The organism is Microbacterium sp. Kw_RZR3 (assembly GCF_029222405.1).
Lineage (GTDB): Bacteria > Actinomycetota > Actinomycetes > Actinomycetales > Microbacteriaceae > Microbacterium.
On sequence record NZ_JARHXC010000271.1, the window covers coordinates 1 to 16,305 of the forward strand.

The 16,305-nt window shown below is 69.5% G+C and carries 15 protein-coding genes; 9 read left to right on the forward strand and 6 right to left on the reverse strand.

The features are described from left to right. Nucleotides 1-10 precede the first annotated feature (10 nt). Nucleotides 11-1,663 carry a polysaccharide biosynthesis tyrosine autokinase gene (locus tag P2P98_RS15020; protein WP_275800986.1) on the reverse strand — a complete coding sequence of 551 codons (1,653 nt, stop codon included), beginning with the start codon at nucleotides 1,661-1,663 and terminating at the stop codon, nucleotides 11-13. Nucleotides 1,664-1,998: 335 nt separating this feature from the next. On the opposite strand from P2P98_RS15020, the gene P2P98_RS15025 reads away from it, so the two are divergent. Continuing rightward, a complete protein-coding gene (locus P2P98_RS15025; protein ID WP_275800943.1) occupies nucleotides 1,999-4,470 on the forward strand; it encodes a LuxR family transcriptional regulator in 2,472 nt (823 codons plus the stop codon). 31 nt (nucleotides 4,471-4,501) lie between these two features. Here P2P98_RS15025 and P2P98_RS15030 read toward each other — a convergent pair whose 3' ends face one another. After that, nucleotides 4,502-4,705 carry a hypothetical protein gene (locus P2P98_RS15030; RefSeq protein ID WP_275800944.1) on the reverse strand — a complete coding sequence of 68 codons (204 nt, stop codon included), beginning with the start codon at nucleotides 4,703-4,705 and terminating at the stop codon, nucleotides 4,502-4,504. Between the two features lie 136 nt (nucleotides 4,706-4,841). On the opposite strand from P2P98_RS15030, the gene P2P98_RS15035 reads away from it, so the two are divergent. Then, nucleotides 4,842-5,606, forward strand: a complete 765-nt coding sequence (locus P2P98_RS15035; RefSeq protein WP_275800945.1) for an ABC transporter ATP-binding protein — start codon at nucleotides 4,842-4,844, stop codon at nucleotides 5,604-5,606. Further along, on the forward strand, nucleotides 5,603-7,057 hold the full coding sequence (locus tag P2P98_RS15040) for an FtsX-like permease family protein (RefSeq protein ID WP_275800946.1): 1,455 nt from the start codon (nucleotides 5,603-5,605) through the stop codon (nucleotides 7,055-7,057). Before P2P98_RS15035 ends, P2P98_RS15040 begins: the two co-directional genes overlap by 4 nt. 2 nt (nucleotides 7,058-7,059) lie before the next feature. Here P2P98_RS15040 and P2P98_RS15045 read toward each other — a convergent pair whose 3' ends face one another. Beyond that, nucleotides 7,060-7,731, reverse strand: a complete 672-nt coding sequence (locus tag P2P98_RS15045; protein WP_275800949.1) for a DUF998 domain-containing protein — start codon at nucleotides 7,729-7,731, stop codon at nucleotides 7,060-7,062. Nucleotides 7,732-8,265: 534 nt separating this feature from the next. On the opposite strand from P2P98_RS15045, the gene P2P98_RS15050 reads away from it, so the two are divergent. Together P2P98_RS15050 and P2P98_RS15055 are read left to right on the forward strand one after the other, a co-directional pair. Then, nucleotides 8,266-9,621: a cell division initiation protein gene (locus P2P98_RS15050; protein WP_275800950.1), complete on the forward strand. Its 1,356-nt coding sequence runs from the start codon at nucleotides 8,266-8,268 to the stop codon at nucleotides 9,619-9,621. 92 nt (nucleotides 9,622-9,713) lie between these two features. Further along, nucleotides 9,714-9,932 carry a hypothetical protein gene (locus P2P98_RS15055; RefSeq protein WP_275800951.1) on the forward strand — a complete coding sequence of 73 codons (219 nt, stop codon included), beginning with the start codon at nucleotides 9,714-9,716 and terminating at the stop codon, nucleotides 9,930-9,932. A gap of 32 nt (nucleotides 9,933-9,964) precedes the next feature. On the opposite strand, the gene P2P98_RS15060 is transcribed toward P2P98_RS15055, so the two are convergent. After that, nucleotides 9,965-10,336: a hypothetical protein gene (locus tag P2P98_RS15060; protein WP_275800952.1), complete on the reverse strand. Its 372-nt coding sequence runs from the start codon at nucleotides 10,334-10,336 to the stop codon at nucleotides 9,965-9,967. A gap of 93 nt (nucleotides 10,337-10,429) precedes the next feature. Between P2P98_RS15060 and P2P98_RS15065 the strand changes: the two genes are divergently transcribed. Genes P2P98_RS15065 through P2P98_RS15075 form a run of 3 tightly spaced genes read left to right on the forward strand, consistent with a single transcriptional unit; the run spans nucleotide 10,430 to nucleotide 13,659 of the window. After that, nucleotides 10,430-10,969, forward strand: coding sequence for a MarR family transcriptional regulator (locus P2P98_RS15065; RefSeq protein ID WP_275800953.1), 540 nt, complete (start codon nucleotides 10,430-10,432; stop codon nucleotides 10,967-10,969). Continuing rightward, a complete protein-coding gene (locus P2P98_RS15070) occupies nucleotides 10,966-11,760 on the forward strand; it encodes a transglutaminase family protein (RefSeq protein WP_275800954.1) in 795 nt (264 codons plus the stop codon). The genes P2P98_RS15065 and P2P98_RS15070 overlap by 4 nt, the downstream gene beginning before the upstream one ends. Nucleotides 11,761-11,811: 51 nt before the next feature. Next, entirely contained in the window at nucleotides 11,812-13,659 is a 1,848-nt protein-coding gene (locus P2P98_RS15075; protein ID WP_275800955.1) for a DUF2207 domain-containing protein, read from the forward strand. Between the two features lie 2 nt (nucleotides 13,660-13,661). On the opposite strand, the gene P2P98_RS15080 is transcribed toward P2P98_RS15075, so the two are convergent. Next, nucleotides 13,662-14,438: an alpha/beta hydrolase gene (locus P2P98_RS15080; RefSeq protein ID WP_345799728.1), complete on the reverse strand. Its 777-nt coding sequence runs from the start codon at nucleotides 14,436-14,438 to the stop codon at nucleotides 13,662-13,664. Nucleotides 14,439-14,468: 30 nt separating this feature from the next. Here P2P98_RS15080 and P2P98_RS15085 point away from each other — a divergent pair, with 30 nt between their 5' ends. Further along, the gene (locus P2P98_RS15085) at nucleotides 14,469-15,911 is read left to right on the forward strand and encodes a glycosyltransferase (RefSeq protein ID WP_275800958.1); all 1,443 of its coding nucleotides are present in this window, start codon (nucleotides 14,469-14,471) and stop codon (nucleotides 15,909-15,911) included. A gap of 163 nt (nucleotides 15,912-16,074) precedes the next feature. Here P2P98_RS15085 and P2P98_RS15090 read toward each other — a convergent pair whose 3' ends face one another. Further along, entirely contained in the window at nucleotides 16,075-16,263 is a 189-nt protein-coding gene (locus P2P98_RS15090) for a hypothetical protein (RefSeq protein ID WP_275800959.1), read from the reverse strand. Between the last annotated feature and the right edge of the window lie 42 nt (nucleotides 16,264-16,305).

Sequence of the window (16,305 nt, forward strand, 5' to 3'; positions counted from 1 at the left end):
GGTGACGAGATCACGAGCGACGACGGCGACGATTCTCCCCTGCACCCTCGGGGATGACGCCGGATGCCGCGGCGACAGCCGCGCCCTGTTCACCCGCCAGTTCACCTGATTGCGCGGGCGCGGTCCTCTTCTGCGACAGAGTCCGCAGACCGCTGACGTTGTCGGGCGGAAGGTCCGAGCGGCGCCGCGGGCCGGGATCGCCCTCGATCTCGATGTCGCCACCGCGCGCTCGCCGCGAGCCGCTGAACCAGCCTCGCCGCCACCACGCGCCTTGCGGACTCGCGGGGACGCCATAGCCGTAGTACCCCCCGTACTGCGCTCCGTAGTAGCTCGAATCCGCGCCTCGGAGTGGCATACGGTTCAAGACGACGCCGAGCAGTCGGCCCCGCGTCTTCTCGATGTTCTCCGATGCGCGAACGAGCATGTCGTCCGTGGTGCGTCCGGCAGTGACGACGAGAACGGCACCGTCCGCCCAGCTCGCTATCACCGCGGCATCCGCGACGGCGAGGGTGGGAGGAGAGTCGATGACGACGATCATGTCGTCTGCGAGCCTCCGGGTGAGCTGCTGCATGCGCTGAGAGCCGACCATCTCCGTGGGGTTCGGAGGCGTACGACCGGCCGCGACGACGAAGAGGCGACCGTGCTCATCGACCTGATGAGCCACCTGTTCGATGCGTGCACGTCCGGCCAGCACATCCGAGAGGCCGACGTCATCCGAGAAGCCGAAGATCCCTCCCAGCACGGGGCGGCGCATGTCCGCGTCGATGAGGATCACGGACTGGCCGGTCGCCGCGATGCTCACCGCGAGATTCGCCGCGGTGGTCGACTTCCCATCGCCCGGGAGCGGGCTCGTGATCACGATGACGCGCGCGGGGTGGTCGACATCGACGTACTGGAGGTTGGTGCGGAGCTCGCGCATCGCCTCCTTGTGCGCGAAGGAGCCCCGCCCGTCTCGGATGTCGTCGAACGAGAACACGGCGCGTCCGGATGCCAGTTCCTTCTCGACCGGCAGCACACCGATCACGGAGGCGTCGACCGCCTCCGTGATGTCGTGGACCGAGCGCAGGCGCCGGTCGAACGCGCGCCGCACGAGCGCGAAGACGATGCCCAGAACCGCTCCGCCGATGGCTCCGAGAGCCACGGCGAGTCGAACGTTCGGAGACGACGGCGACGTGGGGAGCCGGGCGGAATCCCCCGCGATCAATTGGACCGCCCCCTCACCCGAGCCAGGGGATTGCAGGCCGTTCACCTCCTTGGTCATGCCGCGGATCCACGCCTCCGCCAGGTCTCGAGCCGATTCCGGCGTCGGCCCGTTGGCCTGGACCTTCACGTTGACCGTGTCGACCGGGTTGGACACCTGGATGCGCTGCACCAGAGATTCCGGACTGTCCGTCAGGCCCAGATCCCCCCGGGCGGACTCCGCGACGCTGCGCCAGTACCCCATGTCGATGAACGACTTGACCTTCGACAGCGCCAGCTGGTCGCCGGCGAGAGCCGCCCCGGTGGAATTGTCGGAGGTCACCGCGGCCACGTAGCCGCTCGCATCTGCCGTATACACACGGGGCTGCAGCGCGCTCCACCCCAGACCGACCAGGCCGCCGGCGACGGTCAGGGCGACGATCGCCTTCCAGTAGGCCCGCAGAACGCGAACCACCCGCTGCATATCCACTCGATCCCGCCTTTCCCACGCCCGGCGACAGGCCGCCGAGCCGGACGCAGCATAGGCAGACACGAGCTCCACCTCGCGACGCCCCTCACCGGAAGCGCCCCGGGCGAGGGCCCGAGACTCCCCGCCGCGCCCCGGCCGACGGGGCGGGGAGTATGACGCGGAAGGGGTGATGAGGGGATGACGCCGGGGATGAAAGACCCCCTCACGGGAGAGGAGTCGAATGAATCACCCCCAATGATCAGCAGTGCGCGCCATCACGCGAGACACCGATCGCCCTTCCCTCAAGCCCGGAGGGAAAGGGACGACGGTCACCGAGTTGGAGATACCCGATGCTGATCGACCTGGACACCTCACCCTCTCTCGCGCGCGCCTCCCGCCGCGCGAGCCGATTCTGGACTCCTCGCTGCGACACGGTGACGACGTTGAAAGACGCCGTGACCAGCGATGTGGTGCTTCTCCGCGGCCCCGCGAGGGTCGGGAAGACGTCACTGCTCCGACAGTTCGCCACCGCTCTCGTGGACGACCCCGACATCGGAGTCCAGCTGATCGACGCGGCGCAGATCACACCCGAGAGGTTCGAAAGGGTCTCGGCGGCGTTCCAGGAGGGGCCCGCGCAGCACGTCCTCCTGGTCGACAACCTCACGGACAAGCAGGGGGTGACCTCCGAACAGATCCTCGACCTCCTCCGCGCGGACGGCGATCTCCGCGTCGTCGCGGCCACCCGGCATGTCACCCGTTTGGAGAGCCCCTTGGTCACCCTCGAGTTCGATGTCCACGTGGTTCCGCCCGCGGATCTCCTGATGTCGCGCGCCGAGATGGCTCTGGTGTTCGAACTCAACGGGGTGGAGATCACGGATGCGGCTCTCGACGTCGTCATGGCGCGCACGCACGGGTGGCCGGCCCTCGCTCAGCTCGTGAGTTCGCGCCTTCGCCTCGAAGGACTCTCGCTCCGCAGTCGCGACGAGGCGGAAGCCATCGCGGAGTACGCGAGTCGATCCCTGACCGGCGACATGGAACAGCACCTGACGACGCCGATCACCGACGATCTGCGCCTGCTCGCCGTCGCACCGTTCATCAACGTCGAGCTCGCCGAGGCCATCGGAATCGACTCGACCACCGCGACGGCCCAGCAGCTGCTGTCCGAACTCCAGGACGCGGGCTTCGTCTGGCCGAGCTCGACCCGCCTGGTCCTCGCGGAGCCCGTGCGAGCGCAATGGCTGCGCGAGATCGAGACCCGGCGACCCGCAGAGGTCGATCGAGCGCGCGTGCGGCTGCTGGAGCATCTCGTCGCGACGGGAGAGCCCCTCCGAGCCGCACAGCTGGCCGCCGACGCCGGTCAGTGGACGACCCTCGCCTCCGTGCTGCGCTCGTCCGGGCCGGAGGTGTGGTCGCGCGACGCCGATGGCTTCCGGTCACTGATCTCTGCGCTCCGCTCGCACGGCGGTTCCGACCCGATCGTCGTCGACACCCTTCTGATGCTCGACCCCGACACAGTCACGTCATCCGAGACGCCGGTCGCCGTGATCAGCGCCCTCAGCAAGCTCCCCGAGGCCAAAGCTGCGGCGCACGGTCGAATCGAGGCACTCCTTCTCCGCGTGAGTCTGCTGCGAGCCGCGGGCCGCTTCGCCCTCGCCACCGAATCGGCCGCGCTGCTCGTCGACGCGCTTCGTCGGCGCCAGGACCTCGCAGCCGACATCGTCACCGAGGGCTGGTACCAGGTCGGAATGACGCACTTCGCGATGGGCAAACTTCGCGACGCCGCCTTGGCGATCGGTCAGGTCGAGCGGATGGCGCCGCCTGCTCAGAAGATGCGCGCGCGTGGGGTCCTCGCGGTCATCGCGTTGTTGGAAGGCGATGTGCGTGCGGCGGAGTCCCGCATCGCGACCGCTCGAACGGACGGATGGGTCGACACTCCCTGGGGGGAAAGCCTCCGCCTGGCCTCCGCCTGGTTGTCACTCGAGCACGGCGACGCACTCGAGGCTCGGACGATTCTCGAGTCCGTTCCGGCCACCGCATCGGCGCGCGAGCTGTGGCCCTACGCAGCCGCCACTCAAGCTCTCGCGTTCCTCCTCTCGGGGGCGGCGCCAGATGCGCTCGGGATGCTGAGGTCGTGGGGCGTCCGTGCCCGCAGCACCCCGCCGTCGCATTTCCAGTCCACGCAGATGCTCACGGCTCGCGCGAAGGTGCTCATCGCTCTCCGCCAGGCGAGGAAGGCACTCGCGTTGTTCGAGGGACCGTTCGGCCTGTCCTCGGCGACGGCTCCGGCCATCGCCCTGTCGCAGCTGTACGCGGGTCGCGCACACGAGGCGTATGTCATGAGCGTGAAGTGGGGTATCCACCAGGAGTCTTCACCTCGGGCTTCGCTCGAGAGCATGGTGGTCAGCATCGTGGCCGATATCCGATTGAACGGCTCTGCCGCACAACGGAGCACGGTGCAACGCGCGGAGGCCATCAGCATCAGGAACGATCTGTGGACTCCGTGGAGTGCGGTCGCTCCCGAAGACCGCGCGATGGTCCTCAGCGCGCTGTCCAGCGGCGCGCGTGAAAAGGTCCTGACCCGCGATTCGTTCTTCGCATCATCCGTCAGCGTCCCTCATCTCACCAAGAGGGAGCAGGTCGTCCTGGCACAGTTGACACCCGAGGCGACCATCGTCGACATTGCGCGCATCCTCGTCGTGTCGCCGAACACCGTGAAGACGCAGTTGCAGAGCCTGTATCGCAAGCTGGGGGTCTCGGACCGAGCCAGTGCCATCCGGGCTGCCCATGCCTGGGGTCTCATCGAGAGCGAAAACGAGGGGTGACCCCACTCGCCGTCGCGGCGATCACTGTCCGTCAGCGACGATCGGCGCGACGGCGATCGGCGCGACGGCGGGCCCGCACGACGATGAACCGAACGAGCACGAGAAGCAGGAGCGTGAGGACGACGCCGGGGAAGGTGAGCGGCACACCCGCGCCACGGAGTACGGCGAGCACGACGAGGAGCGCAGCTGCGGGAGCGACCCATCCGAGGACGCGCCAGGCAAGTCGTCGATTCACACGCCAACGCTAACGGTTGGCCGGCAGCGGCTCGCGTCCCGTCATCGGCCCCGTCACTCTCGAGGATGACGCTCCGGCCACGAAGTCCTCCGTCGAGCCGACGCGCTCCGAGAGGGGGATTTCTAGCGTGGGAGCCATGAACATCTCCCCGAGCGACGCCGGCTTCGCCGCCCGCGTCGAAAACCTCACGAAAACCTTCGGAGACGGCGCCAACACCGTTCGCGCGCTCGACGGAGTCTCGCTCACCGTTCGCCGCGGCGAGTTCGTCGCGGTCATGGGACCGTCCGGTTCGGGCAAGTCCACGCTCATGCACGTGATGGCGGGCCTGGATGCACCCTCCAGCGGTCGGGCGTGGCTCGGCGAGCAAGAGATCACCGGCCTGCCCGACGCTGAGCTGACGGTCCTGCGGCGGCGGCGCGTCGGCTTCGTGTTCCAGGCTTTCAATCTCGTTCCCACGCTGACCGCGGCTGAGAACATCCGGCTGCCCTTCGACCTCGATGCTCGGCGACCCTCGGCGACAGAGGAGGCACGGATCGCGAGCCTCGTCGACTCGCTGGGACTGTCGGCGCGGATGAACCATCGCCCGGACCAGTTGAGCGGCGGGCAGCAGCAGCGTGTGGCCATCGCCCGCGCTCTCGCCACGGCGCCCGATCTCGTCTTCGCGGACGAGCCGACCGGCAATCTCGACAGCAGGTCCGGGCGCGAAGTGCTGCAGCTGCTTCGGACGGCGGCGCGGGAGTTCGGTCAGTCGATCGCTATGGTCACGCACGACGCCGTAGCCGCGAGCCGCGCCGACCGAGTCGTCTTCGTGGCCGACGGTCGCGTCGTCGCAGACAAGCCCGGCCAGACCGCCGAGGAGATCTCGTCGTTCATGCTCCGCGCGGAAGGAGCTGCAGCATGACCGCCCCCGTCGTCACTCCCCCCGCACGCCGGAGCGCTGCGGCCTGGTTGCGCGAGCCCGGCATGGGTGCCACCGTGCTGGTCGGCGCGATCTCGACGGCGTTCGGTGTCGTCCTCCTCTCGGTCACGGAGTACGTCGCCACCCTCATCCGGACGCAGCCCGGACTCGAAGGGGTCGAGGGGGTGCAGAGTGTGCTCACCATCGCGACGACCGTCCTGGTGGGCCTGTCGATCTACGTCGGCGCGGTGGTCACCGCGAACACCTTCGCCACCGTGGTCGCGGGGCGGACACGCCGTATCGCGCTTCTGCGGCTGCTCGGGTCCTCCGCTCGACGTGAGCGGACGATCCTTGCTCGCCAAGGTCTCGTTCTGGGGTGCCTCGGTGCGGCGGCGGGGTTGATCGGCGGTCTCGTCGTCTCTCTCGTCGGACTGCGACTCGCGTCGAACGCGTGGGGGCTGGACGTTCAGTGGACCGTTCTCCGTGCCGATCTCGCGGCTCCCTCGATCGCCGTCATCCTCGTCACGTGGGCAGCCGCATGGGTCGGTTCGCGGCGGGTGGGGGTCGTCACCCCCGTCCAGGCGCTCTCGAATGCTGTGGAAGCGCCGCGTGAGCGGGTCGTCGCGCGACGCGGCCGTCATGTCACGGCGGCCGCGCTGGCCATCATCGGGACGGGGCTGCTGGCGGTCGGTATCGTCGTGGGGGGAGTGTCGTCGTCGGGCATCCTGTTCAGCTTCGTCGGAGGAGCGCTTTCGTTCACCGGGATCATCCTGGGTGCCACTCTCTTCCTTCCACCGGTGCTACGCGGGGTGGGAGCGTTGTTCGGGCGGAGCGTCGTCGCTCGGATGGCAGCGGCCAATGCCCTCCGGCATTCGGAACGCTCCTCGCGGATGGCGGTCGGCGTCGTCATGGGTGTGACCCTCGTGACCATGTTCGCCGTCGCGTCAGCCACCTCGACGCGCTTCTTCCACGTCGTCCTCGGCGAGGATATCCCCGCCGAACTCTCCCTCTCCGTCGACGTCTTCACCGGAGTGATGATGGGGCTGGTCGGGGTGTCCGCGGTCATCGCCGCGGTGGGAGTCGTGAACCTGCTGATCCTCGGCATCCTTCAGCGTCAGCGGGAGCTCGGTCTCCTTCGCGCTCTCGGACTGTCCGTCCGGCAGGTTCGCACGATGGTGGTCTGGGAAGCCGCGCACGTCGTTGTCACCTCGGTCGCGATCGGCCTCGCCTTGGGCGTGGTCTACGGCTGGGCGGGCGCGCAGTCCCTCTTCGGATGGATGCCGCACGCGGCCGGTTTCGCCGCCGGTCCCGTGTTCGTCGCGCCGGCGGTTCCGGCGTCCGCCGTCCTGGTCATCGCGGTCGCGACGGCCGCGCTCACCCTGGGCGCCTCGATCGTGCCCGCACGCCTTGCGACCCGTCTGAGCCCCGTGAGATCCCTCGCGGCTCAGGTCTGAGATCAGGACGCCGAGATGCGCTCGTCGGACGCCACCTGCAGACCGAAGACCCCGAACCACGCGATCGCGAGCGTGGCAGCGGTGAACTCGAGGTTGCCGCCGAGCACGGTGTCACCGCGGAACAGCGAGATCATGGCGCCGGTGAACGACGTGGCTCCCACGGCGACGAGCGTGGCCACGCTCGCGGCTCTCATCCACGGCCGGCGCCTCAGCGCGGCCACCTGGGCCATCGCGATGATCGCGAGCACGAACCCCATGACCGCAGAAGAAATGTGCACGAGGTCCTGCGGCAACGCGCCGGGGGTGAAGGGCACGGGGCAACCCGGCGAACACGTCACGACGGAAGCGAGCGCGAAGCAGAGGCCGCACGCGACCAGGGTCGCAGCAACCGGCCACCCTGCCCGGTACGGCCGCGCGCTGCCCACGACCGCGCGGTCGACGAGCACCGTGGCGACCGCCAGGAGCAAGAGCGCCAGGTTGAAGACGGGGGCGGTCGACATCCCGGTCGCCCCCAGCTGGCTGACGTAGTGGACGCTGGGCTCCCACGAACGGCACAGCCAGATCAGACCGGCGCTCGCGAACGCCGCGATCGCACCCGCCGTGGCAACGTGCGCGGGGCGCCGGAGTCGGCCGCTGCCGGTCGTCTCAGCGGACAGCTCCGTCGTTCGGGTCATTCGGCTCTCCGCGCGTGGTCAGTGGCCTCGCAACATTACCGTGCCCCCAGCCGCACCGCCGATGCGTGGATGACTCATCCGCGGGTCGCGGGTGATTTCCACCCGGCCTCACCGAGGGGCGCGAGCAGAGGTCGGATGCTGGTCAGGCGGGCAGAGCCTGCGGAACGCCTGCGTGCCGGGGGGCCGTATCGCGCTGCGGCTCTGCCCGTCTCTCGCTCCGGGGACGCGGCAATGACGTCGAGGCTTCGCGATCTTTCGACGGGCGATTCACCGGGTGAGGAATACCGCTCCCCGCGACGGACGAGCACCTCGGCGTGCGATTCTCTTCGGGAGCGATCAGGAATGGTTCTCCCCCAAGCACCCTTTCTCATTCGGTCGCTCTCCTCGGATGCGCGGTCTCCACACCACGGCACCCGGTCGTCGAGGCCGCGCATCCCCTTGGAACCTCCTTCGAGCTCTCCAGAGCGATCCCCCGCGTGGGGTTGAATCGAAGGGACGTCCGCGCCGGGACGCCACACCGCGAGAGGACTGCCTGTGACCGACGACCGCGAGATCGCGAACGACCACCGAGACGACACGGAAGGCGCTGGTACCGACGCCCTTCTCGACGAGCTGCTGTCGACCAGCGGTGAGGTCGACGGCACGACGGTCTTCCCCGTCGGCTTCCGCGGGTACGACCGCGAAGCCGTCGACGAGGCGATCCGGCAGCTGGTCGAGCGAGTCCGCCGAGCCACGGAGGACTCGCAGGATGCCAAGCGCCGCGCCGAAGCGATGTTCGCTCAGCAGCGCGCCGAGCACGACGCCGAACTCGAGGAGTCGGCCCGAAGGTACTCCGAAGAGGTCGCCGGCCTGCAGGAGCAGCTTCGCGCGGCTTCCGCGCGGGCCGCCGACGCGGAGTCTCAGGTGCACGCGCTGTCGGACGAGTTCGCGTCGAGGGAAGACGACGATCCCCAGCGGGGCCGTGAGCACTTCGACGCGATCCTCCGCGTCGCCGAGGAGCAAGCCGGTGTCCTCGTTCAGAATGCCGTCGCTCAGGCCGAGCGGCTCTTGGCGAGCGCCCACGACGAAGCCGCATCGATTCGCGATGAGGCCCTCGCCGAGCAGGACCGTCTCCGCGCCGAGGCGCAGCACGACGCTGATCAGGTTCGTCTGCGCATCGAGACCGAATCGACCGCCCACACCGCCCGCCTCGAGCGCGAGGGCGCACACGCCGCCGAGAAGGTCGCCCAGGCCGAGCGCGAGGCCGTCGCGATCCGCACAGAAGCGGAGAAGGGAGCGGCCGCTCTGCGCTCGATGGCGTCTCGAGAGACCGGGGAGCTCCGCGCGAAAGCCGAACGCGATGTGCGGGAGATGACCGCGCGGGTCCTCGAGTTCGAAGAGTCGCTGACACGCCGCCAGGATGAGGCGCAGCAGGAGTTCCTCGTCCTGCACAACCAGGCCGTCGCGCACGCGGAGCGCATCACCGGCGATGCGAGCGAGCAAGTCGCCGCCGCCCTCGAGCACGCCCGTCGCATCTCCGCCCGTGCGGACGATTACGAGCGTCTCGCTCGCGCTCAAGCGCAGCAGGTCGAGGCCGATGCCCAGGTCAAGGCCCGAGAGATCCTCGACGCCTCCCGCCAGCGTGCGCAGCGTATCGCCGACAAGATCACCGAGCATGCGGCATCCGTCCTTCGCGACGCCGAAGACCGCACGCGCGACCTGCGGTGGCAGCAGCAGCAGCTCGGCAGCTTCATGTCGGAGATGAACGAACTGCTCCGCGCCGCGCCGCGCGGCGGGTCCGCGGGGGCCGACTTCGGAGACGAAAAGTCCACCGACGAGAGCGCCGATGATGCTGCCGTTCCTTCGGAGAGGGAAGAGACGACCGCCGATGAGGAGAACGAGCGCAGCTGAGGCGGGCGCCGTATGAGCCGCCGATCGGATGGCTCCGCTACGCCGATGTGATCGCGCCCGCTCTAGGCTGGGGGCAATCGAAGGGAACCGGGATGGACAGTCGTCGATCACGCCCGATGGGCGCTGCCCTCAGCGCCCTCGCCGCCCTCGTCTTTGCGACGCCGACACTGTTCCTTCCCGCCGACGCGCACGCCTCGGTGAAACTGGTGTTCATCGTGGGCGGGTCCGCGCTTTTCGCGTTCGGTGTGGTCCGCGTCCGCGCGGAGGGCGCGGAAACGCGCGAGCCGAAAGATGACCGCCCGATCGACTGAGGTCCACCCCGGTTGCGCGGGGGCAGAGAGTCTCAGGCGGCGCGGACCAGAGACCTCTGGGCCGCAGAGCGAGCCGGTGCCTTCGCGGGAGCGGTTGCCTGCTTCTCGTCGACCGTGACGTCGAGGCTCAGGCCACGCGAGGAGTTCGCGTCGTTGGCGAGGCGCTTGAGCAGTTCCTGGTCGAGGGACTCCGGCTGCTCGGAGTCGAAGACGAAACGCAGAGGAATCGCGGGCTGGAGCCAGATCGTCGATCGACCGGCGGGCTCGTCGGCGCGGTGCGTCCAGGAGAGGGTGAAGCTCTCGCCGCGGCGGAGCTTGGTCGCGGCGACGACCTTGACATGGGCGAGCATCCGGTCGTCGACCAGGATCGGCTCGGGGGTGGTTCCGTAGAACAGCTTCGCCATGATGTTTCCTCTCCTCGTTGCTTGGTTAGGAACTTACTAGGTAGACTAGCGAATAGGCAAGCGAGATATCAGGCAGATTTTCGGAGGACGTCCATGACCGACATCGATGCGAGTCCCCCGTCGTACTGGTACAGCGACAGCACGGAGGACGAGCGCGGAGCGCGAGTCATGGAGGCCCTGCGCGCCTATCGCGCCGCGGAGATGTCCATGCGGCGGCGAACCCAGGCGTCGATGTCGATGGGCGAGAACGAGATGCTCGTCCTCCGCTTCCTCACCCGACGGGGCCGCCGGCACCACGACGTCACGCCGATCGATCTGGCTCGCTACCTCGGGATCTCGACGGCGTCTATGACCGCTCTCCTGGATCGTCTGGAGAAGTCCGGTCATCTCGAACGACAGCCGCACCCGAGCGACCGACGGAAAGTCCTCATCGCCGTGACAGCGCACACCGAGAGTGACATGCGTCACGTGCTGGGGAACATGCACGCGCAGATGATGCTCGCGACGCACGGCATGAGCGAGACCGAGGCTGCGGCGGTCATCCAGTTCCTCGAGCGCATGCGTGGCGCCGTCGACGGCGTCGGAACGGCGCCGATCCCGCACACGTCGGGAACCCCGGACGTGGCGGCGTGACAACTCACGTCGAGTCCCGCCTGGATCTGCGCGTCGACCACGCCACGGATGCGGTCTTCTCCCTTGCGGTCGCGCGAGGCTGGGCACGGAGTGACAACCTCACGCTGACGGTGGACGGGCGTCCGCTCGCCGCCGAAGAGATCGCGGACGAGCACGGAACCCGCCTCCATCGAGCGACACTCCCCGAGGGAGAGGTCGTCGTGCGGTATCGCGCCGAGGTGGAGCGGCCGACCGAGCCCGTGGCATCCGATGTCGTCGACCCGCTCCGATACCTTCGGCCGAGCCGATTCATCCCGTCGGACGAGCTCGCCGCCACCGCCCTGTCGTGGTTCGGCGGCGCCACCCCCGCCGAGAGCGTGCGGAACATCCCCGACTGGGTCGCCGCGCACCTGTCGTACGTCCCCGGTTCGAGCGGCCCGACAGATACGGCGATTCACACGCTGCTTCTCCGGCAGGGAGTCTGCCGCGACTACGCGCACCTCACGGCGGGACTGCTGCGAGCGGTCGGCGTTCCCGCGCGACTCGTGTCGGTCTACGCTCCGGGCCTGAGCCCGATGGACTTCCACGCCGTCGTCGAGGCCTTCGTCGACGGCCGATGGGAGGTTGTGGATGCCACACGCCTCGCGCCCCGTCCCGAATACGTCCGGATCGCCACCGGCCGCGACGCCGCCGACACCGCTTTCCTCACGACCCTCTCGGGCGCGACCACGCTCGAGAACGTCGAAGTCCTGGCCGTGGCGGGCGGGGATCTGTCACCCGACGATCCGGCCGCGAGCGTGCTGCTGCCCTGAATCCTCCTCGCGGTGGAGTTTCCGCCGGCTCGACCTCGCTACCGTCGAGGAATGGATGTCGCTCCGAGCCCCCGACCTCGCCACGCCACGCTCTCGGCACTGTTCGTCCTCGCGCTCCTCGTCCTGACGTTCACGGGTGCGCCGCTCGCACGCGCCGACGTCGACGACTTCACCTTCGACTCGTTCGACGCCGACATGGTTCTGAGCCGCAGTCCGGACGGACACGCGGCGCTCGAGGTGACGGAGACGATCGTCGCGCGCTTCCCCGACGAGGACCAGAACAAGGGGATCGTCCGCGTCATCCCCGACGACTACGACGGGGTCCCTCTGCACACCGAGGTCGTCTCCGTGACCGACGGCAGCGGATCGGCGGTGCCGTACGAGGTCGAGCAGAGCCGACGTGAGGTGCGAGTCCTCACCGGGGACGACACTTACGTGAGGGGCGTGCAGACCTACGTCATCTCGTACACGCAGCGAGACACCATCCGCGCGTTCGTCGACACAGACGCCGACGAGTTCTACCGCGGAATCAACGGCACGGACGCCGCCCAACCGTTCGGCGAGGTCACCGCGCGACTGACCCTGGACGCCGAACTGGCGGATGCCGCCCTCAACGGCGCCGCGTCCTGTTATCAGGGCCCGCGGGGATCCACGACGCGCTGCGACATCTCCGCGGCGGGCGGAGGAGGGACGCCCCTGACGTGGTCCGCCCGCGCGGCCGCGCTCGGGCCCGGCGAGAACATGACCATCGCCCTCGGGTTCGCCCGAGGCACGTTCGTCCCCGGCGAGGTGTACCGCACTCCGCTCGAGCAGTTCTCGGTCGACAACGCTCCGCTCCTCGGCGGCGTCTCGCTCGGCGCCGTCGGGCTGGGTGCCGCGGGCGTCGCTGCGGCTCTCGTGGCGCGCCGGCGGGGACGTGACGCGGCTGGGCGAGGGGTGATCGTCCCCGAATACGGTCCTCCGGACGATGTCGACGTCCTCGAGGGCGCCGAACTGGTCCAGCGGGGACGGGCCGGGGTGCCCGCCGCGATCCTCGACACCGCGATCGCCGGTCATCTCCGCATCATCGACGACCAGGTCGACTCGAAGAAGCTGATCCTCGAACTCGTTGACGCGGAGGATCCCACACCGCTTCGGCGTGGCATCCTGAACGCGGTCTTCGGCGCCGACGCGCAGCAGGGCGCGCGCGTAACACTCGGCCCTCAAAGCCAGGACGTCGCGATCGCCCTTCAGGCGCTCCCGAAGGCCGCAGCCGCCGAACTCCGACGGCGAGGGTGGACGGAACCACCACGGCACGGCCGCTCGGCGATCGCCGTGTGCCTCTCGATCGGGGCCTTCATCGTCGCGATCGCGACTCTCATCGTCGCCGCCGCGGGCACCTCCCCTGCCTGGTGGCAGGTCGCCGCCGTCCCGGCGACGGTGGTGGCCGGCATCCTGACCTTCGTGTTCCTCCGCTACCGGGATCGGGTGACGGATGCCGGAGCCCCGGCCCGTGATCACCTCCAGGGATTGCGCGACTATCTGGCCCTGGCCGAAGCCGACCGCCTGCGCGTCCTGCAGAGCCCGCAGGGCGCGGAGCGTCGGCCGGTCAACGCGGGCGATCCGACCGAGATGCTCCACCTCTACGAGCGTCTCCTGCCGTGGGCGGTGGTCTGGGGCGTGGAGAAGGAGTGGGCGGAGGCGCTCGACACGCGCGTCCGCGAGACCGGCGACGATCTGCGCTGGTACGGCGGGTCGCACGGCTTCTCGACCGCGGCCTTCGCTTCGACGTTCAGCTCCCTGCAGTCGGCGAGCGCTCCCGCCGTGTCGAGCGGCAGCTCAGGGGGCTTCTCGGGCGGATCCTTCGGAGGCGGTTTCTCAGGAGGCGGGATGAGCGGGGGCAGCGTCGGTGGCCGGTGAGCTCACTCGGCGACGCGGATGACCTCGGCGACCACTCGGGGGTCCGCGAGAACGCGGAAGTGGCCTCCCGTGGAAAGACGCACGTTCTTCGCCCCGGCCAGCTCGCTCCCCTCGGGGATGTGCGGATCGAACGCACCGTAGACCGAGGTGATGCGGGTGTTCACGTCCGCCGAGGCGGCGAGCGCGCGCATGGTCGCGTCGCCGGATCGGAAGGCGCGCAACGACGGCGTCGGCATCAGTCGGCTGTAGCGGGAGCCGCCGAAGGGGGTCGCCACGGCCACCATCGCGCGGATCCGCTCTCCCGCGGGGTCGAACGCCATGACGTGCTTGCCGATGAGACCGCCTTTGCTGTGGGCGACGACGACCACGTCCCGGAGATCGCGGGCGATCAGGAGACGGGCGACGCGCTCGGCCGACTCCGTGACGGGCCGACGGTTGCCGCCGAGTTCCGCAACGACGTGAACGGGGTGCCCGCGGTCGTGGAGTGCGCGCGCGAGAGGCTCGAGGAACCGCCAGGTCTCGTAGATGCCGGGGAGGAGGACGATCGGTACGCCGTCGCCCTCGGCGAGGGCGTCCGGGAGGCTGCTCCCGCGCAGGGCCCGGGCTTGCGCGAGGACGGCGTAGACGTAGTCCTGCGCCCACCACAGACCGTTGCGCAAGATCGACATGCGCCCATCGTGCGTCACCGGCGCGCCCACGGCCAGCGGGTTGCGAAGTGCCCGCGCGCGAGCCTCGGCGGCGCGCGGAGCCGAGAGGTCAGCACGTAGAGTCGCGGGCATGGAGACCCCCGACATCCAGGCCGACGACGCATGACCGCACTCCCCACCGGACGGCAGTTCGTGCTCACATGGGGGATCCCCCGCGACTTCGGAGGGCTGACGGCCGCCCTCCTGCAGCGGTCGCGCCTGTTCGACCGACGAGGCGACGCCCCCGTCCACGTCCTCACCTGCGACGATCGCGAGGATGCCGCCGAGGTCGCGGCAGAGCTGACCCGTCGCGGTGCGCTGTCCGAACGCGTTCGTGTCACGAATCTCTGGGACTGGTTGCGCGAGAACGATCTCCCCGGCCGCCGCGTTCGTGCGGCGGACGGTTTCGATCCCCTGCCGGACTCGGCCGTCGAGGAGCCGACGGGAGGACTCACCCGGCGTCGCATCCGAGTCGACGCGAACGGTACCGTGCAGCAGATCGACCACCTGCGCGCCGACGGCACGCTGGCCGTGAGCGACCGGCGAGACGTCCCCCGCGCTTCGGGCCGGAGGCGACGCGTCGTGATCGCCTGCGACCCGGACGGCACGCCGCGGGCCGCGTGGAACGGAGTTCGCGAGGTCTACCGTTCATGGTTGGACCACCTGACCGCCGGCGAGCGCTCTTTCCTCCTCGTCGACAGCAAGGCGATGGCGCGCTTCGCCGCGGACTACCGGCGCCCGCACGTCGTCGTGCTGCACATCGTGCACGGCTCTCACCTGACGGACGACGGGACGGCCATCCGCGCGTCCCGCGCCGAGGTGTTCGGCCGGCTCGGTGCGTTCGACGCGGTGGTGTTCTGCACCGAGCGACAGGCGCGGGATGCGCGGCGACATGCGGGACCCCTCCCCCTCCTGGCGGCGGTGGCACATCCCGTCACGATCCCGCCGGATGTCGACGTCACCTCTCCGCGGCGCGGAGCCGTGGTCGTGTCGCGCCTGGCACCCATCAAGCGGGTCGAGGACGCGGTCGACGCTGTGCGGCTGGCGCGGCGCGACCACCCGGGTCTCACGCTCGACGTCTACGGGGACGGTCCGAGCCGTTCGCTCCTCGAGGCGCGCGCCGCTGCGGACCCCGCCATCCGCTTCCGGGGTTTTCAGCCCGCGGCCGTTTCCGCCCTGGCCACTGCCTCGGTGCTGCTGATGACGAGCCGGTCGGAGGCATTCTCGATGGTGGTGGCCGAGGCGATGGCATCCGGATGCCTGCCCATCGCGTACGACGTGCCCTACGGCCCCCGCGAGCTGATCGACGACGGACGCACCGGCTGGCTCGTGCCGGCGGGGGACGTGGCCGCGCTCGCCGACGCCGTGCGGCATGCGGCGGACCTCGACGACGCGACGCTGACTCGGATGCGTCGAGATGCGATCGCCCGCGCGCGCCTCTACGACGAGAGGGCGATCCTCGCCAGGTGGGCGCGTACCCTGCGACGGGCGGATCGTCGGCATGCGCTCCGTCGCCGCACGTGGCGATTCCGTGAGGTGCTGCGGCGCCGCCTTCGAGTTCGCTGAATCCGGTCCCAAACGCCCCGGATCGGCGTACCGTTCTTCTCACCCAGCCCCGGCATCGCCGGCGCGGATGACGCCCCTTCACCGGCGCGTGCGACGACCCTCGTCCGTCGAGCCTCTCCCCCACCTGGCTCCGGACGAGGGCCGCCGCTCTTTAGGCGGGTCGTCAGCGGTCTTCGCCGTAGGCGCGGATGCTGCGCAGATCGTCCTGCAGGTCCTCGTTCGGAAGATCGTCGTCCTCCACGGCGGCATCAGCGGAACGCTGCTCCTGTGCGCCGGCCTTCTTCTCCTCGGGTGCCGCGTCCGTGGCACCGTCCATGACGGGGGCGTCCTGTGTCTCTTCACGATCAGTCATCGTCGTCCTCCTCGGAATCAGTGATCACCGGCATCCTGACGC